At 35.0% G+C, this 23,799-nt stretch carries 17 protein-coding genes; 9 read left to right on the top strand and 8 right to left on the bottom strand.

Translation table 11 applies throughout. From position 1 onward, the window contains the following. A complete protein-coding gene (locus ACQ5J2_RS00085; protein WP_432671661.1) occupies positions 1 to 633 on the top strand; it encodes a DUF6705 family protein in 633 nt (210 codons plus the stop codon). A 358-nt stretch (positions 634 to 991) separates the two neighbouring features. Beyond that, entirely contained in the window at positions 992 to 3,256 is a 2,265-nt protein-coding gene (locus ACQ5J2_RS00080) for an aconitate hydratase (protein WP_432671660.1), read from the top strand. Between the two features lie 111 nt (positions 3,257 to 3,367). Here the strand turns inward: ACQ5J2_RS00080 and ACQ5J2_RS00075 are convergent, their stop codons facing one another. Next, the gene (locus tag ACQ5J2_RS00075) at positions 3,368 to 6,253 is read right to left on the bottom strand and encodes a tetratricopeptide repeat protein (RefSeq protein WP_432671659.1); all 2,886 of its coding nucleotides are present in this window, start codon (positions 6,251 to 6,253) and stop codon (positions 3,368 to 3,370) included. A 659-nt stretch (positions 6,254 to 6,912) separates the two neighbouring features. Between ACQ5J2_RS00075 and ACQ5J2_RS00070 the strand changes: the two genes are divergently transcribed. Then, positions 6,913 to 11,979, top strand: a complete 5,067-nt coding sequence (locus ACQ5J2_RS00070; protein WP_432671658.1) for a GEVED domain-containing protein — start codon at positions 6,913 to 6,915, stop codon at positions 11,977 to 11,979. A 10-nt stretch (positions 11,980 to 11,989) separates the two neighbouring features. After that, positions 11,990 to 12,217, top strand: a complete 228-nt coding sequence (locus ACQ5J2_RS00065) for a hypothetical protein (RefSeq protein WP_432671657.1) — start codon at positions 11,990 to 11,992, stop codon at positions 12,215 to 12,217. 168 nt (positions 12,218 to 12,385) lie between these two features. On the opposite strand, the gene ACQ5J2_RS00060 is transcribed toward ACQ5J2_RS00065, so the two are convergent. The 4 genes from ACQ5J2_RS00060 to ACQ5J2_RS00045 all read right to left on the bottom strand — a co-directional run bounded on the left by ACQ5J2_RS00060 (position 12,386) and on the right by ACQ5J2_RS00045 (position 16,967). After that, complete coding sequence (locus ACQ5J2_RS00060; RefSeq protein ID WP_432671656.1) at positions 12,386 to 12,733, bottom strand: hypothetical protein; 348 nt, start codon at positions 12,731 to 12,733, stop codon at positions 12,386 to 12,388. Positions 12,734 to 13,225: 492 nt separating this feature from the next. Next, complete coding sequence (locus ACQ5J2_RS00055; protein ID WP_432671655.1) at positions 13,226 to 14,674, bottom strand: glyceraldehyde-3-phosphate dehydrogenase; 1,449 nt, start codon at positions 14,672 to 14,674, stop codon at positions 13,226 to 13,228. Between the two features lie 351 nt (positions 14,675 to 15,025). Continuing rightward, positions 15,026 to 15,484, bottom strand: a complete 459-nt coding sequence (locus tag ACQ5J2_RS00050) for a MepB family protein (RefSeq protein ID WP_432671654.1) — start codon at positions 15,482 to 15,484, stop codon at positions 15,026 to 15,028. A gap of 85 nt (positions 15,485 to 15,569) precedes the next feature. Next, on the bottom strand, positions 15,570 to 16,967 hold the full coding sequence (locus ACQ5J2_RS00045; RefSeq protein ID WP_432671653.1) for a trypsin-like peptidase domain-containing protein: 1,398 nt from the start codon (positions 16,965 to 16,967) through the stop codon (positions 15,570 to 15,572). Positions 16,968 to 17,100: 133 nt separating this feature from the next. Between ACQ5J2_RS00045 and dapF the strand changes: the two genes are divergently transcribed. From dapF to ACQ5J2_RS00020, 5 genes are all read left to right on the top strand, one after another. Further along, positions 17,101 to 17,880 carry a diaminopimelate epimerase gene (gene dapF / locus ACQ5J2_RS00040; protein WP_432671652.1) on the top strand — a complete coding sequence of 260 codons (780 nt, stop codon included), beginning with the start codon at positions 17,101 to 17,103 and terminating at the stop codon, positions 17,878 to 17,880. 5 nt (positions 17,881 to 17,885) lie between these two features. Continuing rightward, on the top strand, positions 17,886 to 18,419 hold the full coding sequence (locus ACQ5J2_RS00035) for a GNAT family N-acetyltransferase (protein WP_432671651.1): 534 nt from the start codon (positions 17,886 to 17,888) through the stop codon (positions 18,417 to 18,419). A 10-nt stretch (positions 18,420 to 18,429) separates the two neighbouring features. Continuing rightward, positions 18,430 to 19,470 (top strand): endolytic transglycosylase MltG, encoded by a 1,041-nt coding sequence (gene mltG / locus ACQ5J2_RS00030; protein WP_432671650.1) that lies wholly within the window; start codon positions 18,430 to 18,432, stop codon positions 19,468 to 19,470. Then, positions 19,467 to 20,390: a DUF2279 domain-containing protein gene (locus ACQ5J2_RS00025; RefSeq protein ID WP_432673328.1), complete on the top strand. Its 924-nt coding sequence runs from the start codon at positions 19,467 to 19,469 to the stop codon at positions 20,388 to 20,390. Before mltG ends, ACQ5J2_RS00025 begins: the two co-directional genes overlap by 4 nt. 98 nt (positions 20,391 to 20,488) lie before the next feature. Then, positions 20,489 to 21,133 (top strand): peptidoglycan-binding protein LysM, encoded by a 645-nt coding sequence (locus ACQ5J2_RS00020; RefSeq protein WP_432671649.1) that lies wholly within the window; start codon positions 20,489 to 20,491, stop codon positions 21,131 to 21,133. A gap of 56 nt (positions 21,134 to 21,189) precedes the next feature. Here ACQ5J2_RS00020 and ACQ5J2_RS00015 read toward each other — a convergent pair whose 3' ends face one another. From ACQ5J2_RS00015 to dnaA, 3 genes are read right to left on the bottom strand one after another with little or no spacing between them, the layout of a single operon-like run. Continuing rightward, positions 21,190 to 21,903 (bottom strand): SAM-dependent methyltransferase, encoded by a 714-nt coding sequence (locus ACQ5J2_RS00015; RefSeq protein ID WP_432671648.1) that lies wholly within the window; start codon positions 21,901 to 21,903, stop codon positions 21,190 to 21,192. Further along, positions 21,903 to 22,370, bottom strand: coding sequence for a low molecular weight protein-tyrosine-phosphatase (locus ACQ5J2_RS00010; protein ID WP_432671647.1), 468 nt, complete (start codon positions 22,368 to 22,370; stop codon positions 21,903 to 21,905). Before ACQ5J2_RS00010 ends, ACQ5J2_RS00015 begins: the two co-directional genes overlap by 1 nt. Before the next feature lies 1 nt (position 22,371). Further along, a complete protein-coding gene (dnaA, locus tag ACQ5J2_RS00005) occupies positions 22,372 to 23,799 on the bottom strand; it encodes a chromosomal replication initiator protein DnaA (RefSeq protein ID WP_432671646.1) in 1,428 nt (475 codons plus the stop codon).

Here is a 23,799-nt window from a genome sequence, read left to right as displayed (position 1 = left end):
ATGAAAAAAATAATTATTATATCCCTTTTTATAGTTAGTGCGTATTGTAGTGCACAAAATCCTATTTTGAATATTCATACGTCGATGCCAGATATAGCAAACGCTTATTACAAAGACATTGAGAATTTTCAAAATCAGTTTGTTGGTACATGGGTCTATTCTGATGCTGTTAAAACTATCCGATTTAAATTTATAAAAAAAGAAATGTTTTATTACCAGGGTTTTTCAAAAAATTATTACGAAGATTATCTGGTAGGTGAGATGCAATATATAGAAAGCAATGTTGAAAAAATAAATTCATTATCAAATTTAGATGTAAATCATACCAGTATATTTAATTATAATTTATTTGGTGCTATTAAAGTTGATAGTGATTGGTATCCAAGATGTATAACATGCCCTTCTAATGTTCAACGAATTGCAATGAGTTATAAAGAACCAACAACTGATGATATAGGATTAAGTGCTGCTTTTGTTATGCGGAGAGAAGATGAAAACGGAGTTCAAAAAATAAAAATTCAGTACATTTTGACTAATGGTCCCTTAGGAGTTAAGGTTGATTTTGAAACCCCATCTACAACTACCGATTTTACGATTCCTTATGGAGATTATACGTTGGTAAAAGAAAACTAAAAGATAGTTTACTTGATTTCCTCTTTGCTGCTTTAGAAACATACCAATTCCTTTAAGAATTTATAAACTTTAAAAAATGCGATAGAAAGTGCTATCGCATTTTTTATGTACTTCAAATTTAATTTAGACAAATTCTACTTTATATTTTTTTATTCTAATTCCGAAATTGATAAAAAAAGTTGCTTAAAATAGCAAATGCATAAAAATTTTATTCATTATTAAAAAGTTTTTAATATTAATCAAGTAATTCGATTATTTAGCACTAATAATGGTTTGAATAGTTGTTTTTGTTGGGTAAATTGCAATTTTGGATTAATTTCACTAAATTCGCATCATTAAAAAACTAACATACAACATTATGGCTTTTGATATTGAAATGATTAAAAAAGTGTATGAAAACATGCCGTCTCGTGTGGATAAAGCACGTGAACTTGTTGGTCGTCCGCTTACTTTAACGGAGAAAATTTTATACAACCACTTATGGGAAGGAACTCCTAACAAAGTTTTTACTAGAGGTAAAGACTATGTAGATTTCGCTCCAGATCGTGTAGCGTGTCAAGATGCGACGGCCCAAATGGCTTTGTTGCAATTTATGCATGCTGGAAAACCTAAAGTTGCAGTTCCTACAACGGTTCATTGTGATCACTTGATTCAAGCGAAAGTAGGTGCTGAAGCAGATTTGAAGCGTGCAAAAAACCAGAGTAACGAAGTGTTTGATTTTCTTTCTTCAGTATCAAATAAATACGGAATTGGTTTTTGGAAACCAGGAGCGGGAATTATTCACCAAGTAGTTTTGGAGAATTATGCTTTTCCAGGTGGAATGATGATTGGTACGGATTCACATACTGTAAATGCAGGTGGATTAGGAATGGTGGCCATTGGAGTAGGTGGTGCCGATGCCGTTGACGTTATGTCAGGAATGGCTTGGGAATTAAAGTTTCCTAAATTAATTGGAGTAAAATTGACTGGTAAATTATCAGGATGGACGGCTCCAAAAGATGTAATATTAAAAGTAGCTGGAATTCTTACTGTAAAAGGTGGAACCGGTGCTATCGTTGAATATTTTGGCGAAGGTGCAACAGCAATGTCGTGTACAGGTAAAGGAACCATTTGTAATATGGGTGCTGAAATTGGAGCAACCACTTCAACTTTTGGTTACGATGCTTCAATGGGACGTTATTTGCGTGCGACAAACAGAGCCGATGTAGCTGATGCAGCAGATAAAATTGCTCCTTATTTAACAGGTGATGATGAAGTGTATGCAAATCCAGAACAATACTTTGACCAAGTTATTGAAATCAACCTTTCAGAATTAGAGCCGCATTTAAACGGTCCTTTTACTCCGGATTTGGCAACGCCAATTTCTAAAATGAGAGAAGAAGCGATTAAAAACAATTGGCCTTTACAAATTCAAGTTGGATTGATTGGTTCTTGTACGAACTCCTCTTACGAGGATATTTCTCGTGCTGCATCTTTGGCTCGACAAGTAGCCGACAAAAAATTGAAAACAAAATCACAATTTGCGATTAATCCAGGATCAGAGACGATTCGTTACACGATTGAACGCGATGGATTTATTGATACGTTTGAAAAAATTGGTGCTACTGTATTTGCAAATGCTTGTGGCCCATGTATCGGAATGTGGGATAGAGAAGGAGCTGAGAAAGAAGAACGCAATACTATCGTTCATTCTTTTAACCGTAACTTCTCAAAAAGAGCTGATGGTAACCCAAATACATTGGCTTTCGTAGGTTCGCCAGAAATGGTAACGGCTTTAGCAATCGCGGGAGATTTAGGATTTAATCCTTTGACCGATACATTAATCAACGAAAATGGCGAAGAGGTTCGATTAGAAGAGCCAACAGGTGACGAATTGCCACCAAATGGTTTTGACGTAGAAGACCCGGGTTTTCAGGCTCCGGCAGAAGACGGATCACATGTTGTAGTTTCTGTTAGCGAAGATTCTGAACGTTTGCAATTATTAGCTCCTTTCTTACCATGGGACGGCAATAATATTACAGGTGCTAAATTGTTAATCAAAGCTTTTGGAAAATGTACAACGGATCACATTTCTATGGCAGGACCATGGTTGCGTTTCAGAGGACATTTAGATAATATTTCTAATAATATGTTGATTGGAGCGATAAACGCTTATACTCAAAAAACAAATTCGGTTAAAAATCAGTTGACTGGAGTTTACGACGCGGTTCCTGCTGTAGCAAGAGCTTATAAAGCAGCTGGAATTCCTTCGATTGTTGTTGGTGATCATAACTACGGTGAAGGATCTTCTCGTGAACATGCCGCTATGGAACCTCGTTTCTTAGGTGTGAAAGCGGTATTGGTAAAATCTTTTGCTAGAATTCACGAAACAAACTTGAAAAAACAAGGAATGTTAGGATTGACTTTTGCAACGGAAAGCGATTACGACAAAATTCAGGAAAACGATACTATCAATTTCCTAGATTTGAAAGACTTTGCTCCAGGGAAAACGTTAAGTTTAGAATTTGTTCACGATGATGGATCGAAAGATATTATCGTAACGAACCATACCTACAACGAAGGACAAATTGGTTGGTTTGTGGCTGGTTCTGCCTTGAATTTGATTGCGGCTGGAAAAGCATAATTTCCAATCTAATTTATATGTAAAACTCCCGAAGAAATTCGGGAGTTTTTTGTTACAAGTATTTTTAGAACGGTTTTTTATTCAAAAACTTTATTAATTTTCAGTTTAAACCTATTTGTTTTTTGCCGAAGAAGGAGGGAAACCAAAATGTTTTTTAAATACTTTACTAAAATAAACGGAATCTTCAAATCCAATTGCCCATGAAACGTCTGCAACATTTGAACCGTCTTTCAGCATTTCGAAAGCTTGTTGTAAACGAATATTTCGGATAAATTCAGCGGGAGTTTTACCAGTAATGGATTTTAATTTTCTAGAAAGCTGACTTACGGACAGGAAAACTGCTTCCGCAAGAATGGTTATTCCGAATTGAGCATTAGAAAGGTTGTCTTCTACAGTTTTCGTCAGCTCATCCACAAATTTTCGGTCACGGCTGTTTAATTCTGGCATCTCTTCTGGAGAAGGAATTACGTTTCCTTCAAATCTTTTGCGATGTAACTCTTTAAAGTTTAAGATGTTTCTAACACGAAGCTTTAGTTCAGCTAAAGAAAACGGCTTGGTTAGATAAGCATCAGCTCCTGTTTCAAGACCAATAATCTTGTCTTTTTGCTCTGCTTTTGCAGTTAGCAATATAATCGGAATGTGTGAAGTAGCTCTATTGTTTTTCAGTATTTTGCATAATTCAATTCCGTCGACGTCAGGCATCATTACATCGCTAATAATCATATCTGGTACTAATTCTTCTGCAAGACTCAAACCGTCTTTACCATTAGACGCTTCTGCATAGCGGTATTCATTTCCTAGATTTTGAACTATAAAACTTCTTAATTCCGGTTGGTCTTCTACAACAAGCACTAGGGGAAGCTCATTGTCTTGAATTTTACTATTTTTAACTTTGTTTTTTTCTCCTAAAGCTAGAACCCTATTTTTTTCCTCAGAAGAAGTATTATCGACATATTCTGCTTTTGAACTTTCAATCCAAAAAGTAAAAACACAACCTCCATTCTCCGGGGATTCGACTTTAATATTACCTCCATGTAATATTGCCAACTCTTTGACCAAAGCTAATCCGATACCAGAACCTGTAAAAGTTCGTTGACCAGGTTCATCCACCTGATAAAAGCGATTAAAAATTTTAGAGAGATGTTCGAGTGCGATACCTCTACCCGAATCGGCAATTGTTACAAACAATTTATTATCTTGATAATCTATTACGACATCAACAATACCTTCCGAAGGTGTATATTTAATGGCATTGGATATCAAATTAGTAATAATTACGGTAAGTGCTTCTGATGAATAAATAAACGCAATTTCAGACAACGATATCTTTGCAAATTCTGTTTGCTGCAATTGTAGTGAAACTTTATGTTGTTCTGCATAAGAATGGAATGATTGAACAAGCATACTCGCTTCGTTGAGTACATTTCCTTTTTTGTATTTGAGTTTGTATTGTCCGCTTTCCATTTTTGACAGGTCAAGCAACTGATTGATTAAAGTAAGAAGTCTTTTCCCGTTTTGTTCCATTTCATCTATATGAAGTAAATCTTCTTTTCTTCCATTTTCTTTCAAGACTTCCAAATGACCATTGATTAAGGTAAGGGGTGTCCTGAACTCGTGTGATATATTTGTAAGAAATCGAGATTTGAATTCTTCCGTTTGTCTAATAGTTTCAACTTCCCTGCGTTGTAATTCAAGATTTTCTTTTTCAACTTTTAATTTTTTACTTCTTAATCTGAAAAAGTAAATAATAAATACTGTTATAACAATCATAAGTCCCAATCCTGCAAACGCAACATTTCGCTGAAAGCTCTTGGTTTTTAGCTCTGCTTTGGTGACGGCCGTCTTTTTCTCGTATTCATAGTTCATGGATATCTCGAGGCTTTTCTTTTCGTTTTCTTGGTTAATCAGGCTGTCGCGGTATATGATGTGCTGCTTGTAGTTTTGATAAGCCTTTTTGTAATTTCCCAAAGCGCTGTCTGCTAGTGAAAAATTGTAGTAAACGTCACCGATAAGTTCTTTTGCACCTGTTTTTTTTGCAAGTACTAAAGCTTTTTCAAAATGTTCATCGGCGGAAGTCGCCTGATTTAATTTTAGTTGGATAGTCCCTATATTGTTGTGTGACTGTGCAATTCCCCATTTATCTCCGATTTCTTCCAATATTTTTAAAGAAGCAGAAAAGTTTTTCAGCGCCTCGAGTTGCTTGTCTTGACTTCTGTAAACAGAGCCGATGTTGTTATAAGTACCTGCAATTCCTCTTTTATCCCCAAATGCTTCTTTTATTTTCAAGGATGCGAAAAAATTTTTCAGCGCTTCAGTATACTTACCTTGATAGTCATAAACAACACCTATATTGTTGTAAGATTGTGCAATTCCCCGTTCATCTCCGATTTCTTTCCATATTTTTAAGGCTGCGAAATAGTTTTTTAGTGCTTGGGGATACTTGATTTGATTTTTATAGACAATTCCGATGGAGTTATATGACATTGCCATTCCAACTTTACTATCAAGTTCTTCATATATTTTTAAGGCTGCGAAGAAATTTTTCAGCGCTTCAGGATATTTCCCTTGAGATTCATAAACATTCCCGATGTGAACGTAAGAAATAGTAACTCCTTTTTTGTACCCGGTTTCTTCCCATTTTTTTAAGCCTATTTTGAGATTATTCAACGCTTCGGTGTAGTCGCCTTTGTACACATTAATAATCCCGATGACGTTGTAAGCGTTTGCTTCGCCATTCTTAAAATTTAACTTTTTCGATATGCTTATTTCTTTCTGAGCATTGTTTAGGGCAAGCTCTAATTGTCTGTCCTGTGCCAAAAGGCGGGATAGCTCATTCATTTGGTTTACCGTCAAGGTATCTGACGTAGATTGTTTACTAATAACAGTCGTGAGCGAATCTATTTTTTTTTGAGGTAATTGCTGATTTGACTGTGCAAAAAGGGCAAGATTAAAGAAAAAAATGAAAAAGAATAGAGGATTGGTTTGCTGAGTAAACATTGTGTAATTTTTTTACAAAAGGTAAAAATAGATAAAAAACGGTAGAGTGCGAGATAAAACGCATCCTACTTTGCTCAAAAACACTCAAAGATAAGTCTGATGATACTAGTACGGAACATCTGAATTCTTCAAGTATTCTAAATAGAGTATTTTTTATTAATCTATGATAATTAGTGGGTTATGTGAAATAATGCTTTAAAAACCATCTAAAGAGTGATTGAAAAACACCAAGTTTATGCGTGATTTTTACCAAAACGAGCAATTAACATACTTGTAAATTTGCAACTAAGCTTTAAGCACAAAGAGGTGTGAATAGATTTAGATTAGAACTAATATACATCGATAAGTCTACAGTAAAAATTAGTAAGACTCTAAAATTTCAGAAGTAAAATAATCAAAACAGATTAAAAACATTTACAAAGTTATGCTCAGAAACCAGCTAAGAATATATTCATCAAGAACCAAATTTTCAAAATTTAAAATTAATTATTAAAACGATTAACCTATGAAAACTATTTTACGCCTTAGACATTTACTATTTCTGTTTTATAGAAATCATTTGTCCTAAACTTTCAACTGTATCAGTGTGTTAAAGTTGAAAATATTAAAAACTGCTAATTGAAAAGTTAGCGACTGAAATCAATTTAAATTTTATTAATATGAAACAATCTATTTTTTACCGTCACATAAACGGTAGTTTTGCTAAAAAGCTATGGCTTTTTTCTGTTTTTTTTCTGTTCTCTTTAGGGTCTAGTGCCCAATGTCCATCCGGCAGTGTTTTTTTAACTTCACAAGCAGAAGTTGATGCTTTCATAACAAGCTACCCGAACTGTACTATAATTACAGAAAGTTTGTTTATTGGGGGAGAAGATATTACCGACCTTTCACCTTTAAACAATATTACCAAAGTAGGGGGAATACTTAATATAAGTAATAATACTTCTTTAACCAACTTAAATGGACTATCCTCTTTGACAACGATCGGGAGGTATTATGGTATGTTTGGATGGGAAGGTGGTCTTCGGATTGATAATAATCCCGTGTTAGCCGATGTAGCCGCACTTTCCAATTTGCAGAGTTTAACAAACGGTAGCACAGGTAGTGTCGGCATTAGAATTACTAACAACCCGTTGCTTTCGGTCTGTAATGTACCATTTTTTTGTACCTATCTAGCTAATACTAACACTAATTATTACCCAAGAAACATATCAGGTAATGCACCAGGTTGTCAAAACGTAAGTGCTATAAACATATCTTGTTCGCCCCCTTGCCCAACGGGAAATTTTACTTTTCAAAATCAGGCACAGATTGATGCTTTTTTAGCAAGCTATCCAAATTGTACAGAATTACCTGGTAGTTTGCAAATTTCTGTTCCTATAGGCGGTCTTACAAGCCTATCTTCATTGAGTAATTTAACTAAAATCGGGGGCAATCTGCTGATTGATGGTAGTGCTTATTTAACCAGTCTGAATGGGTTGGACAACTTGACTGAAGTTGGAGGAAATATGAAGATTGGCGGAAGTCAGTTATCCAATATTCAAGCCTTAAGTAATCTAACCGACATTGGAGGATATCTTGAAATTTCAGGAAATAAATTACCAAATCTTAACGGGTTAGACAATCTGTCCCAAGTAGGTGGAAGACTCCATATTTCGGACAATACGCTATTGACTACTTTTAATGGATTAAATGGATTGACTCAAATAGGCGGTTATTTGCACATTCGCGATAATCCTTTATTAACATCCCTTAACGGATTGGGCAATTTGACACAGGTAAACGGATTTATCCGAATTTTATATAACAATACACTAACGGATATAAGTGCTTTGTCAAATATTGACCCTGATACTATATTAGCAGATTCAGGAAATTATGTGGATCCTTCTGGTATCATAATTACGAATAATCCACAACTTTCAAATTGCAGTATCAGCAGTTTTTGTACGTATCTTTCAGGGACAGGAAAAAGAACTATTTCTCAAAATGGTGCTTCGTGTAATAATGTAAACGCAATAATCGCTGTGTGTAATATTCCTGCTGAAAGCATTTATTTGTATACACAACAAGATGTAGACACTTACGGGGCAAGTAACCCTACTTTAGTTTCGGGTAATTTAATGATTTCTGGGTCGTCAATTACAAGTCTTTCTGCTTTGAACAGTTTGATTAAGATAAATGGGGACCTTACTATTTATAATAATAGTCAATTAGAAAATCTTGATGGGTTAAATAACGTGACCGAAATTGATGGTAAGATTGAAATTATTACAAATGCCGCTCTTCAAAATCTTGACGGATTGGATAGTGTAACGCAAATAGATGGCAATATTGTTATACAAAACAATGCTTCGCTTATTAATGTTTATGGTTTGGAAAATATAGATGCATCAGGTATCAATCAGTTAAAAATATTATCTAATATCAGATTAAGTAGTTGTGATATAGTGAGCTTTTGTGAGTATCTGTCTCTAGGAAATACTGCTGAAGTTTCTGGAAACTCTACTGTTACGGGTTCGACATGTACGGTTGCTGCCATTCAGCAAAGATGTGAGATGACTTGTCCTTCAGGAGATGTATTGTTTATCACTCAAGCTGATATTAATCACTTTGCAAGCCGATTTGCTACTTGCCAGAACGCTTCATTACAAAACCTAAACATTGTAAGTATAGGCAGTGTTCCGTCGGACATTACTGATTTGACTCCATTGGAGGGAATTGTAAGTGAGATTACAGGACAATTTAGATTAGGTAAGTTTAATAGTTCCACTACCCAAATTATACCTCTAACTACTTTAGAAGGTCTCGAAAGCATCACTTCTATCGGCGGTAATTTTTATATTGAAGGAAGCAATTTAGAAAATACTGACGGACTAGATAATCTTAGTGTTGTTGGAGGAGTTTTGCGAATAAGTGACAATCCTTTTTTACAGAACCTCAATGGATTTTCTTCGCTTACAACACTTTCAAAAAATTTAGAAATAACAAATAATGCTGTGTTGTCTGATATTTCCGGGTTTTCAAGTATTTCACAGATTAATCAAACGGCCTACTCCATCGGTGGAGGATCTACCATAGAATATAGAGGATTAACCATTACTAATAACCCTGACCTGGCAATTTGCAACCTTGATATTTTTTGTACATATCTCAATACTACTGGAGCAAGAGCAATATCGGGTAATGCAGAAGGTTGTCAAAATGTAAATACTATAAAAGACCTCTGTTTGGCTACTGCTGATTACTGTTCTGTAGAAGCGTCAGCCAGCAGTTATGAATATATAACTAACGTAACATTTTCGGATATTAATAATACAACAGCAGGCATTAGCGGTTATAATAATTATACCTCTCAGATTGCAGAAGTAACACAAGGAGAAGAAGCTAGTATTGAAGTTACAATAAGTCCTGATAGTAATGATTTCCTAAGTGTATTTATCGATTGGAATCAAGATCAAGTGTTTGATGCCGTTACTGAAACTTATATTTTGGCGGAAGGAACTAGTTTAACTGACCCTTTTACAATGAATATAAATATTCCGAATGATGCAGCTGTAGGACAAACTAGAATGAGAGTAATGCTAAACTGGGGACAAGCACCTAATTCTTGTCAAAATATCTCATATGGAGAAATCGAAGACTATACTATAAATGTAATTGAAGCCGTAACCGAATACTGTTCAGCAGAAGCATCAAACAGTAATTACGATTATATTTCCAATGTGAAATTTTCGGATATTAATAATACAACAACAGGCATTAGCGGTTATAACAATTATACCGCTCAAGTTGCCGAAGTAACAAAAGGAGCAGAATCCATTATTGAAGTTACAATATATCCTGATGGTAATGAATATCTGAGTGTATTTATCGACTGGAATCAAGATTATATATTTGATGAAGTTGCTGAAACTTATATTTTGGCGGAAGATAGCAATCTAGCTGGGCCTTTTACAATGAACATTGCCGTTCCTTCTGATGCAGCTTTAGGGCAAACTAGAATGAGAGTCATGTTGAACTGGAATGCAGCACCAAATTCTTGTCAAAATATTTCATACGGAGAAATTGAAGACTACACTATAAATGTATCTGAAAGTACCGCTTGCGAATCTACTACTTATGCAAATTCTGGCTGGTCAAATGGTTTGCCAAATGCAAATAAGAAAGCAATTGTAGAAGGTAATTTAGCTATAGATACTGACTTAACGGCTTGTGAACTTGAAGTTACTGCTTCAGGAACCGTTGTTGTAGAATCAGGAGGGTCGCTGACGGTAATTGGTAGTATTGCAAATAATAATACCACTGCAAATAGCTTTGTTGTTCAAAACGATGCCATTCTGCTTCAGGTCGATGATGTTGAAAATACAGGAACAATTAAGGTAGAACGCAACTCCTTTGCACTGTTTCGTCAGGATTATGCTTTATGGTCTTCTCCAGTAGCAGGTCAAAATTTGAGAGCGTTTTCAACACAAACTTTGTTTAACCGTTTTTCATCTTATGATACAGCAGCGGGTACAAATGGCGCTTACTTTCAGGAAATTGTAACAACTGCCGATATGAATACTAAAATATTTGCAGAAGCAAAAGGGTATTTAGTTCGTATGCCAAACAACTGGACAGAATGGAATAGCGGAACTTCAGCAAGCCCTTATTTAGGTTTATTCGCAGGAATTTTAAACAATGGAAACATAGCAATTCCTTTATCTGGAGCCAACACGAGATTTAACTTAGTAGGAAATCCTTATCCATCGCCAATTTCAATAGCTGATTTCTTTGCCGCTAATGATAATGTAAATGAAACATTGTATTTCTGGAGAAAACAAGCAAGTGCTGATTCAAATAATGTTTCAAGCGGTTATAGTACTTATACTAGTATGGGTATTGTGAGTGCTGACGCAAGTATTAACGGTACCGAACCCACACATGTTGAAGTGGGACAAGGTTTCTTCGTAGTTGCGAACACTGCTAGTCCAGGAAACTTAGTATTTACAAATGCAATGCGAGGTAATGGCGCTGCTACCTTTTATAAAGGTACTAACAATGCTACAACTGAATTACACCGCTTTTGGCTAAACTTGTCTAATGAAACCAATACGGTAGGACAAACATTAATTGGTTACAAAACAGGAGCGACACCAGATGCAGATGCCGGTATTGATGCCTTGTATTTTAACGACAGTCCAGTAGCACTGACTTCAATTATTAACCAAGCTGAATATATCATTCAAGGTAGAAGTCTTCCTTTTGGAGATTTTGATACAGTTCCTTTAGGGTTCAAAACGAATGTTTCAGGAAGTTATACGATTTCATTGTCTAATTTTGATGGATTGTTCGCAGAAAATCAAAACATCTTCTTGAAAGATAATGCAACAAATACTTTGACGAATTTAAAAACATCTGATTATACTTTTGCAACGGATAGTGGTGTTTTTAATTCCCGTTTTGAAGTACAATATACTAATGCAACTTTAAGTGTTACTGACCCGAATGCAATAGGTAATACGGTTATGATTGCTTCTAAAAACCAAAAAATACAAATTAATTCAGGCTCAATTGTCATGAATACCATCGAGCTAATTGATGTAATGGGAAGAATAATTTATATGCAAGAAGGTGTAAATGCCACAACGGCAACCTTAGAAAATATAGCCGTGAATGACCAAATGCTTATTGTGCGTATTGGAACAAAAGAGAACGGTGTAATCACACAGAAAATAATATTTTAAATTACAAACGATGACAATAAATAAATTGACAAAAATTGCTTTGACAGTAGTACTTTTATTTGGAATGAACAGTGTATTTGCACAGTTTCCAGAAGACCCAGACCCGGATACAGACCCAGAAGATGGAGCATTAGATCCCGCACCAATTTCAGATTATTTAATTCCGATGTTAGTTATTGGAGTAGCAACTGCTTTTATTTTATTAAAGAAAAAAGAGTTAGTAGTTAAAAATAATTAATTAAAAACCCTTTACTTTTTATAGAGTAAAATTTTTGCAAAAAGTTTATTGAAATTCGTTTCAATAAACTTTTTTGCTTTTAGAACACTTGCATTGCAATACGAATCAAAAAAAAATGAGAACCCACAGCCCGACCCATAGCAACACACGCAAAACATTTAATATATACTAACTCCCTTTTCTGTTCAACTGTATCAACAATTCATTTTGAATTTTAAGCACCTTGTTTTCCTCTTGCAGTTGGTCCATATAGCGTTGATTATTGGAGTTCAACTCCGTATTGACGGTAAATTCAGCAGGAAGAAGATTGGCCATGTCCTGAAAAAAATTGTGTTTCAAGGCATAACTGATTTCGGCAATCATATCGCTTCTCATAACTGAGGTAGTCCTGTATTTTGAAATGGTTTGCCCTGTTCTTCCTAGCAAATTAGCGAGTTGTTCGCCACGAACAAAGCGACTTTCCATGTAAAAGCTCAGTAACTCGCCCATATCAATTTTTTTTTGTTCTGTTTTCATGTTTATCTGTTTTTAGGTAAAGCTAATTTATGCATTTGTATGTAAAAATAGAGTTGTAAAAAGAATTTTTATAGGTAGTTTTTATACAAATGCTTATATAAAACATTATTTTGTATTGATTTACTATAGTAATGCTTTTGTATTACATGTAATCAAAAGGTATTATTTTAGTAACACTACTATATTACATGTAATCAAAGGGTATTCCTATAGTAATACTTTTATATTACATGTAATCAATGGATATTCTTATAGCAATGCTACTTAATTACATGTAATCAATGGATATTCTTATAGTAATACTACTTAATTACATGAAATTAGCAGATAATCTGATAGGATAGAACATAAATTTGTGCTGCAAGAGGGGAATTCCAGATGGAATCTTCACAAAAAAAAGTCCGTTTCAATCAAGAAACGGACTTTTTAGTAATACTATAATTTTTATCTCCAACAGCTCCCCTCCTTTGGAGGGGTTGGGGGAGGATTCTACTAGTAGTAATTGTATCTTCTTACTTTAGCAATATATTTTGCCAAACGAATTACTTGGTGGCTGTAACCGTACTCATTATCATACCAAATGTACAATACGATGTTCTTGCCATCTGCCGAAACGATTGTTGCGTTGCTGTCGTAAATCGCGGGAGCCGAAGTACCAATGATGTCTGAAGAAACCAATTCGTTATTCACAGAATATTTAATTTGCTCTACAAGTTCGCCTTCCAAAGCGTATTTACGCATGATGGCGTTGATGTCTTCAACCGAAGTTTCTTTAGTAACTTCTAAGTTTAGCACCACTAATGAACCATTAGGAACAGGAACACGAATTGCGTTAGACGTTAATTTTCCTGCTAATGAAGGCAATGCTTTTGCCACTGCACTTCCGGCACCAGTTTCAGTAATAACCATATTCAAACCTGCAGCTCTACCGCGACGGTATTTTTTGTGCATGTTATCCGTCAAATTCTGGTCGTTTGTATAGGCGTGAATCGTTTCTAAGTGTCCTTTTACAACGCCTAAAGTATCTTCAATAGCTTTCAAAATTGGCGTAATTGCATTTGTAGTACAAGATGCTGCCGAGAAAATGTTTACTTCGTCTGGGTTGTATTCGTTTTGGTTTACACCGTGCACGATATTCGGAACTCCTTTTCCTGGAGCAGTCAATAAAACTTTGTGAGCACCTTTAGAAGTCAAGTGTCTTGCCAATGCTTTTTCATCGGTAAAAGCACCTGTATTGTCAATGATTAGCGCATCTTTAATGCCGTAAGCAGTGTAGTCAATATCTTCTGGAGCGTTTGCAGTAATGATGTGAACGGTAGTTCCGTTAATGATTAACGCGTTGTTTTCCACATCAGCAATTACAGAACCTTGGAAATCTCCGTGAATGGAATCGTGACGTAACAACGAAGCTCTTTTCTCTAAAGTAGTAGCGTCGTTTTTATCTCTTGTCACAATCGCTCTCAAACGCAATTGACTTCCTTTTCCTGTTTTGGACATTAATTCACGTGCCAAAAGACGTCCAATTCGTCCAAAACCGTAAAGAACTACGTTCTTAGGTTGGATTTCCTTGTATTCTTTTGCATCTTTCAACTTAGCGATTACAAATGATTTTGCATCGTTATAACTGTCGTGCTCTAAGTGAAATTCGTAGGCCAGTTTACCAATATCTAATTTAGAAGGCGGCAAATCTAACGAAGCAATTGCTCCAGCAATTTCAACAGAATCAAACACAGAAATCGGTTTACCCACAAAAGCATTTGCATATTCGTGCAAATTAATGATGTCACTCACGTTTCGGTCAATCAACTGATTTCTGAAGAAAACCAATTCAATTGATTTGTCGTACCATAAATCGCTAATGATGTTGATGAATTTTACTCCGGCACGTCTTCGGTCCGCCTGAAAAGAAAGTTCTTTTTCGTAGTTAATGTTTTTTTCCATTGCTGTAATTGTAAAAAAGTTAGTGTTGTTTTTTAAAATTTGGTGCAAAAGTACCTATTTCAAACGTTTTCGTAAAGCATTTTAGGAACAATTTGATAAAACTATTCATTTCCTTTACGAAAACTCCGCTACACTGCATGAACAGGCTACTTTTAGTACTTAAGAAACTGATAGTATTATTTTTACGACTGCAAAGTAGTGTTTTTTGGGCGTTACCCTCCGTAAAAACTCCGGGTCAGGCTGTCCACTCCCGCTTTTTAGGGATTGTTTAAAAAAACAATCCCTAAAAGAGCTCCGTTTCCATCCTTAACGCAAACCTAGGTCAACAGAAAATCCTCTTTTTTGCGACTCCTATTTATCACTAAATGGTGCCAAAATAAGTTCTCTTATGAAGTAATCGCCCTGCCATTTTTGAGAACTCAAAGCTTGCTTGCTATTAGGAACACTTGTTGGAGGATAAATTCTAAAAGCTCTTTTTCCCTCAATCAAAGAAGTGGAAACTATTTTTCTCGAAACCAAAACGCTTTTAGGAAACACAAAATAACCCAACGTAGATTCATGTTCAGCAGCTACGATTAGAAAATCAAAAGTATCATCTGTGTCAAGTGGCGCGATAATGCCACTTGGTATGCGTTTCCAAAAGGTTACAAATTGTCCTTCTTTTTTCGGAGTGATTTTCGCCTTTCTATAGTGAATTTGCATTCCGTTAACTTGAAACCTACAAGCATCATAGTCTTGGCTTTTTGTTTCTAGAGTAAATTCAGAAACAGTTGCTGGAAACGCAGCTTTTATCTTTTCGTAAAGACTCATCTTTTTTGTGCTAAAATAACATTTTTACCCCAAAAAAAAAGAGTCAAACCGAAGCTTGACTCTTTCAACAATAGATGGATGTGAATTAAATAATTATCCGAACAACTTGACCCGAAGTAGTAATTATTTCGAGTTGAACGCCTTCCGCTTCGTCGTTGCCACTTATTAATTTATTCACTTGTTGCAAATCAGTAATTGGAATGTTATTAATTTTTAAAATTACGGCACCACTCAACTCTTTTTTAAACTGAGCCAAACGTGGATTTTCAATAGAAGAAATCTTAACTCCTGAATTGATTTTAAACTTATTCTTATCTGCCGACGATAAATCTTCTAACTCCATGCCTTTAAATTTCGACTGCACAATATCATTTTTAGACAACATCACAGATGAGGTATATTGTTTTTCGTCACGTAAAAAAGTCACTTGAACTTTGTCATTTGGACGTTTGGTATTGATGTATCCATTCAAATCAGCAAAAGTATTGATGGTTTTATCATCAATTTTAATGATTACATCTCCTTTTTTCAATCCTGCTTTTGCAGCTCCTGATTCTTTGGTTACATCGGCAACATAAAATCCTTTTGACGCATTTATCCCTAATTCCTTAGAGATTGTTCCGTTCAACTCAGCTCCTTGAACGCCTAACATTCCTCTTTGAACCATTCCGTATTCTAGAATATCTTCAATGATTTTTCGAGTAATATTAGAAGGAACTGCAAAAGAATAACCTACATAAGAACCTGTTGTTGATGAAATCATGGTATTTATTCCAATCAATTCTCCACGAGTATTTACTAAAGCACCACCACTGTTTCCAGGGTTTACAGCTGCATCGGTTTGAATAAATGATTGCAATCCTGAAGTGTCTAAATTTCTAGCTTTCGCCGAAACAATTCCGGCAGTTACAGTAGAATTTAAGTTATACGGATTTCCAACTGCCAAAACCCATTCGCCCACTTTTACATTGTCAGAATCGGCAAAGGTGGAGTATGCTAGTTTTTCATCGGTATCAATTTTTAGTAACGAAATATCCATTTTATCATCCGTTCCTACTAATTTAGCTTTGTATGCTTTGCCGTTGTTCAAAGTAATTTCAATATTTTGAGCATCTTTAATAACGTGATTATTGGTTACGATATAACCATCTTCTGAAATAATTACCCCAGAACCTGTTCCAATTTGTTCCTGTTGTTGTCCACCTCGGTATCCGTAATAATATTCTAATATTGGATTAGAGACCGTACGGTAAGATACATTTTTTACGTGAACTACAGAATGAACTGCTTTATCTGCCGCATCTACAAAGTCGATGTTTTCGGCACCAAGTCCAACTGTTTTTGTGTAATTAGGAGTTGCCACACTAACTACGTTTTGCGATTTTGAAAATGTTGTATTTTCATCAAAAATCAACTTGTATGCACCAAGTGTTGTGGCTCCACTTAACAATGCTACTACGAAAAGACTACTTAATTTTTTCATTATCATTTAAATATTAAATTATTTAACTACAAAACTAAAGTTTTCATTACTTACCTGAAATTGGTTTAACGCTCGATTAACAATGATTAACTTTTCATTAATAATTGTAACTTTGTGAAACTAAATTCACATTATGGAAATTCAGTTTTTTAAATACCAAGGTACCGGAAATGATTTTGTAATGATTGACAATCGTTTGCAAACCTTTCCTAAAAACACAGCACTTATAGAAAAGTTGTGTGACCGTCGTTTTGGTGTTGGAGGCGACGGTTTGATTTTATTGGAAAACGACTCGAAAACGGATTTCAAAATGGTCTATTACAATTCTGATGGAAATGAAAGTTCAATGTGTGGAAACGGCGGTCGTTGCATTGTGGCCTTCGCCAAAAAATTAGGCATATTTGAAACAGAAACTACTTTTATAGCCGTTGATGGTTTGCATTATGCCAAAATTAATGACGATGGAATTGTTTCTTTGCAAATGAAAGATGTAGATGAGGTCATTATAAAAGAAGATTACGTGTTTATGAATACGGGTTCGCCACATCATGTTCAGATGGTGAATGATGTGAAAAATTTCAACGTAAAAGAGTTAGGTTCAAAAATCCGATACAGTGATTTATATGGAAATCCAGGAAGTAATGTGAATTTTGTCGAGCAAATTAACGAGGCTACTTTTACCGTTCGAACGTACGAAAGGGGAGTTGAAGACGAAACCTTGTCTTGTGGCACGGGAGTTACAGCTGTTGCAATTGCAATGTTCGCCACTGGAAAAACAAAAAGTAAAGAAGTTGCTTTGAATGTTGAAGGAGGTTTATTGAAAGTAAATTTCCAAGGAGAAGAAAATAATTTTACTCATATATTTTTAACAGGACCTGCAACACTGGTTTTTTCAGGAATTATACAAAATTAAACGTTATGATTACTTTAAAAGGACCAAATCTGTTTTTAAGAGCACTCGAACCGGAAGATTTAGAGTTTGTACATTCGATTGAAAATGATGAAACGATTTGGAATGTTAGTAATACACAAACACCTTATAGTAAGTATTTGATTCGTCAATATTTAGAAAATGCCCAGCAAGATATTTATGAAGCCAAACAACTTCGCCTTGCGATTTGCAAAAACAATACGGAAGAAACCATCGGTTTAATTGACTTATTTGACTTCGACCCGAGAAACAATCGGGCAGGAATAGGGATTGTAATTCAAAATTTAGAGGAAAGAGCTAAAGGATATGGCGCTGAAAGTTTGGGATTACTAATCGACTATAGTTTTAAACAACTCAATTTACATCAATTGTATGCAAATATTGGTACAGAAAATGAAACTAGTATCAAGCTTTTTACTACTTTTGGTTTTCAAAAATGTGGTGTCAAAAAAGATTGGAATTTGATAGAAAACAGGTACCAAGACGAAGCACTATTTCAATTAATTAATCCATTTTTATAAATTTACTGTCGTGAAATTCAAACAAATTTTTATTTATATCTCTCTAGTTGTTGTGATTGCCGCTTCTGTTTATGGCTATATGATTTACAAAAACATCTTTTCACCAAATACAAATTTTGCGGAAAAGGAAGTGTATGTTTATATTCCTACCGATGCTAATTACACTGATTTGGCAAAAATAATTACGCCTTATATTAAGGATATGGAGCTTTTTCAAATGACGGCTGAAAAGAAATCATTCGTAGCTAATGTAAAATCAGGTCGGTTTTTGTTCAAAAAAGACATGAATAATAATGATTTGGTGAATGCACTTCGAATCAATGTACCGTTGAATTTGGCATTTAACAACCAAGAGCGGTTGGAAGATTTTGCAGGGAGAATTAGTACGCAAATTGAAGCGGATAGTACGAGTTTAATGCAGAGTTTTACCGATGAAAACTTTTTGAAAGAGCAAAACATGACACGCGAAAATGTGTTAAGTATGTTTATTCCTAATTCCTATGAGTTCTTTTGGAACACGTCTGCAAGTAAATTTCGTGACCGAATGGCGAAGGAATACCGAAAATTTTGGACTCCAGAACGACTTGCAAAAGCAGAAGCACAAAACTTAACACCTTTAGAAGTTTCAACATTGGCTTCAATAGTGCATAAGGAGACTGTAAAATCTGACGAAAGACCTCGAGTAGCAGGAGTTTATTTGAATCGTTTAAATCGTGGAATTAAATTAGAAGCAGACCCAACAGTTATTTATGCTGTTAAAAAAAATGCAGATGATTTTACACTTGAAATAAAACGTGTTTTGCATAAAGATTTGCCTACAATTTCTCCTTATAACACCTATGTAAATCAAGGTTTGCCTCCAGGTCCAATTGCAATGCCGGATGTAACGGCTCTAGATGCAGTTTTAAATCCTGAAAAACACAATTATCTTTTCTTTTGTGCGAGTGTTACGAATTTCGGTTATCATGAATTTGCAGTAACGAATGCACAACACGAAGCAAACAGCAGAAAATACCACGCTTGGATTAATGAACAAGGTATAAAAAGATAGATTTGATTCGATATTATTTTTATACTTTACTTTTTGTTTTTAGCGGATTTAATTCAATTTCTGCTCAAGGCAAAATCGAATCATTTTTAAAACCTTCCGATAGTTTAAATCAGGATAGGCAAACTACTGTTTTTATTATTGAGGCGGCTACAACTTCGGCTACACTTTTAGCTTTAAATCAGTTGTGGTACAAAGATTATCCAAAAAGTAATTTTCATTTCTTAAATGACAATGCTCAATGGCTTCAAATGGACAAAGCAGGTCATTTTTTTTCAGCTTATCATGTCGGACGCGTTGGTGCGGAAATGTTAGAGTGGAGTGGAAGTGATAAAAAAACACAACGGATTTATGGCGCAACATTAGGTTTCGCATTTCTTTCTGTCGTTGAGGTTATGGATGGATTTTCGGCTGAATGGGGAGCTTCGTTAGGTGATGTAGTCGCAAACGCATCTGGAACTGCATTATTTCTTTCCCAGGATTTGCTTTGGAACGAACAACGAATCATTCCTAAATTTTCTTATCACCAAACCGTTTATCCATCGGCTCGTCCCGGAACTTTGGGCGAAAGCTGGAACGAACAAATTCTAAAAGATTATAACGGTCAAACCTATTGGTTATCAGCAAACATTCATTCATTTATTCCAAGTAATAAAATTCCAAAATGGCTAAATTTAGCCGTTGGTTACGGAGCTGAAGGAATGATAACAGGAGATGATGTTTTAGTGAATACTGTATTTCTTCCTGAAACAAAAAGATTTCGACAATTTTACCTGAGTTTGGATGTAGATTTAACCAAAATTGAAACGAAAAGTCACTTTTTAAAGACTATTTTTTCTATTTTTAATACATTAAAAGTTCCGGCACCCACACTTGAACTCAACGGGAATGGGAAGTTGCGGTTTCACTCGCTCTACTTTTAGGTTTTATTAACAGACTGATTATCAGATTTGTATTTTTATTCGTATATTTGCGGGCTGAAATTTCTCAAAGTGACAGGATTTGAGAAGAAATTCAAGTTATGATAAAAAAATGGATATACTACACTAGTATTGCACTTATTACTGCTTTTATTACATTAGGTTTTAAAGCGACTACACACAACAACTATTCGGTTGCGAAAAATGACGAAGCGTCATTTTACTTTCTTCCTTCCTTAGAAGATTTTGACAACGAGACCGAATTCCTCAATTTCAATTTTCCTTATACAGGAAAAACTTTTACTGGTTTTAAAGAAGCTTTAGCTTTTAAGGAATCTCAAGGAAAGTACACTTTGATAAATTCCCTGGGTTATATGGGGAAATACCAGTTTGGTCGTGCGGCACTTCGTGCGATTGGTATTTATGATAATTCGGAATTTTTAAACAATCCACGATTGCAAGAAAAAGCGTTCAAAGCTTTATTAGCAAAAAACAAGTGGATATTACGTAAAGAAATTCAGGAATATGATGGTAAAACGGTTAATGGGATTGAAATTACAGAATCTGGAATTTTAGCGGCAGCTCACTTAGGAGGGGCAGGTTCGGTGAAGAAATTTTTCAGTAATAATGGAAAAAAAACTATTAAAGACAACTACGGAACAAGTTTGAGGAGTTACATGAAAAAGTTTGGAGGATATGATACTTCGTTTATTGAGGCAAATAATAATGCGAAGATAAAGAAGTAATTTCAACCTATATAAAATAAGAAAAGCGACTCATTGAAGTCGCTTTTCTTATAAATTTACATTTTATGAATAATAAAAATACAAGGGCGATTGTGTAAATCAACCTTAATTTTTTTCCATTCGGAAATGCGAAATGTTTTGATGTATTCTGTTGGTAAAGTAATATCGGCAGCCACACAAATATGAGTGGAAGGTTGAAGAATTTGTAGTAAATCTTCTAGCATTTTATTGTTTCGGTAAGGTGTTTCAATAAACAATTGCGACTGGTTTTTATCGGCTGATAATTTTTCTAAACTTTTCAACATTGCTTTTTTTTCATCTTTGTCAATGGGCAAATAACCGTTAAAAGCAAAACTTTGTCCGTTCATTCCGGAAGCCATTACAGCTAATAAAATCGATGAAGGTCCAACTAAGGGAATTACCTGAATGCCGTTTTCGTGTGCCAATTTTACAATTGCAGCTCCAGGATCTGCAACTCCAGGACAACCTGCATCTGACATTAAGCCAATGTTTTCGCCTTGTAAACAAGGTTTAATCATCGCGAAATGTTCTGACTTTTCAGTGCGTTTATTTAAAGAGCTTAACTTTAAGTCGGCTTGAATTTTTTCTGGACAAATACTTTTAATGAATTTTCGAGCATCTTTCTCGTTTTCAACAATGAACGTATCCATGACATCAATCGCTCTTTTTACCGTTTGTGGTAAAACATCCAACGGATTACTATCGCCTAAAGTATTGGGAATTAGATAAAGTTTGCCTTTCGATTGCATTACAAATGTTTCTTTTTGAGGTTTTCGGCGATAGTGTCACAAACTTCTTCCAGCATATCATATAAAATAGGAAAGCCATTTTCTAAACCGAAATAAGGGTCCGGAACATCAACATTTTCACCGTCAAAAAGCTCATTAAGGATAAGTGTGACTTTTTTTTCTGCGGTTCCATTTGGTGCTAAATCAATAATATCTTGATAATTAGTGCCATCCATAGCATATATGTAATCAAAATTTTCAAAATCTTGATTAGAAAATTGCCGTGCTTTTTGTGTAGAAATATCTATACCGTTCAACTTTGCGATAGCTATCGAACGTGGATCTGGATTTTTTCCAATATGATAATCACCCGTTCCAGCGGAATCGACACTAAAATGTTGCGAAGGAAGTTTTGAAGCTAAAATCCCTTCTGCTAATGGAGAGCGACAAATGTTGCCCAAACAAACCATTAAAATTCTCGTTTTCATTTTAGAGTGAAAGTTTATCGTGAATATCCTCGACGTATTTTTTAAAATGTTTATCAGTAGAAACTAAATTGTCAACTGTTTTACAAGCATGCAAAACGGTGGCATGGTCTCTATCGCCAATTTTTGAACCGATATTAGCTAAAGATGATTTCGTAAATTTCTTTGCAAAAAACATCGCTAATTGTCTTGCTTGAACTACGTGACGCTTTCTAGTTTTAGACTGTAAAACCTCAAGATCCAATTGAAAATAATCAGAAACTACTTTTTGAATGTAGTCAATGGAAATTTCTCTTTTTACATTTTTTACAAATTTTTCAACCACTTGTTTGGCCAAATCAATTGTTACTTCTTTTTTGTTAAACGAAGATTGTGCAATTAATGATATAAGCGCTCCTTCTAATTCACGAACGTTCGAAGTGATATTTCGGGCTACATATTCAATGATTTCTTCAGGAATTTCAACACCGTCACGGTACAAGATGTTTTTCAAAATCGAAATTCTTGTTTCGTAATCCGGTTGGTGCAATTCTGCTGATAAGCCCCATTTGAAACGAGACAAAAGTCTTTGCTCAATGTCTTGCATGTCTACCGGAGCTTTGTCTGATGTCAGAATAACCTGCTTACCGTTTTGGTGCAAATAATTAAATATATGAAAAAACACATCTTGTGTTCCTGTTTTTCCGGATAGAAATTGCACGTCATCAATAATCAATACATCAATTAATTGATAGAAGTGAATAAAATCATTTCGGTTATTTTTCTTAACCGAGTCAATATATTGTTGTGTGAAAATTTCGGCTGAAATATATAAAACCGTCTTTTCGGGATATTTATCTTTAATTTCAACTCCAATGGCGTGTGCCAAATGCGTTTTGCCTAATCCAACTCCACCAAAAATCAGTAACGGATTAAAGGAAGTTCCTCCAGGTTTATTGGCAACAGCCATTCCTGCAGAGCGAGACAGTCTATTTGAGTCTCCTTCTAAGAAATTATCAAAACTGTAATTGGCATTTAACTGCGATTCAATTTTTAAATTTCGAATTCCGGGGATAACAAATGGATTTTTTAACTCTGGATTTAAATTTTTAAAAGGAGCATCCACTTCTTGTGCTTTCATCGGTCCTCGATGTGCACTTGGCAATTGTTCCGTAAACGGTTGTTTATTGCCGTAAGTGTTTTCCATTTTAATTTTATAGAGTAACTTAGCGTTTTTTCCGAGTTCCTTCGTAAGTGCAACTTTTAATAATTTAACATAGTGTTCTTCCAGCCATTCGTAAAAGAATTTACTTGGAACTTGAATGTATAAAGCATTATCTGTTAACTCTACTGACTTAATCGGTTCAAACCAAGTTTTGTATGCCTGGTCTTGGATATTGTCTTTTATAAATAGAAGACAGTTTTCCCACACTGATTGAGCAGTTTTGTTCAT

The organism is Flavobacterium sp. SM2513 (assembly GCF_050908145.1).
Taxonomy (GTDB): domain Bacteria; phylum Bacteroidota; class Bacteroidia; order Flavobacteriales; family Flavobacteriaceae; genus Flavobacterium.
Note: the sequence above shows the minus strand (reverse complement) of the source record. Positions and strands in the feature narration are given on the sequence as shown.

What these genes read in the sequence shown, in the direction of transcription:
- ACQ5J2_RS00085 (WP_432671661.1), top strand. Translation starts at nt 1, where the DNA reads ATGAAAAAAATAATTATTATATCCCTTTTTATAGTTAGTGCGTATTGT.
- ACQ5J2_RS00080 (WP_432671660.1), top strand. Translation starts at nt 992, where the DNA reads ATGGCTTTTGATATTGAAATGATTAAAAAAGTGTATGAAAACATGCCG.
- ACQ5J2_RS00075 (WP_432671659.1), bottom strand. Translation starts at nt 6,253, where the DNA reads ATGTTTACTCAGCAAACCAATCCTCTATTCTTTTTCATTTTTTTCTTT.
- ACQ5J2_RS00070 (WP_432671658.1), top strand. Translation starts at nt 6,913, where the DNA reads ATGAAACAATCTATTTTTTACCGTCACATAAACGGTAGTTTTGCTAAA.
- ACQ5J2_RS00065 (WP_432671657.1), top strand. Translation starts at nt 11,990, where the DNA reads ATGACAATAAATAAATTGACAAAAATTGCTTTGACAGTAGTACTTTTA.
- ACQ5J2_RS00060 (WP_432671656.1), bottom strand. Translation starts at nt 12,733, where the DNA reads ATGAAAACAGAACAAAAAAAAATTGATATGGGCGAGTTACTGAGCTTT.
- ACQ5J2_RS00055 (WP_432671655.1), bottom strand. Translation starts at nt 14,674, where the DNA reads ATGGAAAAAAACATTAACTACGAAAAAGAACTTTCTTTTCAGGCGGAC.
- ACQ5J2_RS00050 (WP_432671654.1), bottom strand. Translation starts at nt 15,484, where the DNA reads ATGAGTCTTTACGAAAAGATAAAAGCTGCGTTTCCAGCAACTGTTTCT.
- ACQ5J2_RS00045 (WP_432671653.1), bottom strand. Translation starts at nt 16,967, where the DNA reads ATGAAAAAATTAAGTAGTCTTTTCGTAGTAGCATTGTTAAGTGGAGCC.
- dapF (WP_432671652.1), top strand. Translation starts at nt 17,101, where the DNA reads ATGGAAATTCAGTTTTTTAAATACCAAGGTACCGGAAATGATTTTGTA.
- ACQ5J2_RS00035 (WP_432671651.1), top strand. Translation starts at nt 17,886, where the DNA reads ATGATTACTTTAAAAGGACCAAATCTGTTTTTAAGAGCACTCGAACCG.
- ACQ5J2_RS00020 (WP_432671649.1), top strand. Translation starts at nt 20,489, where the DNA reads ATGATAAAAAAATGGATATACTACACTAGTATTGCACTTATTACTGCT.
- ACQ5J2_RS00015 (WP_432671648.1), bottom strand. Translation starts at nt 21,903, where the DNA reads ATGCAATCGAAAGGCAAACTTTATCTAATTCCCAATACTTTAGGCGAT.
- ACQ5J2_RS00010 (WP_432671647.1), bottom strand. Translation starts at nt 22,370, where the DNA reads ATGAAAACGAGAATTTTAATGGTTTGTTTGGGCAACATTTGTCGCTCT.
- dnaA (WP_432671646.1), bottom strand. Translation starts at nt 23,799, where the DNA reads ATGAACAAAACTGCTCAATCAGTGTGGGAAAACTGTCTTCTATTTATA.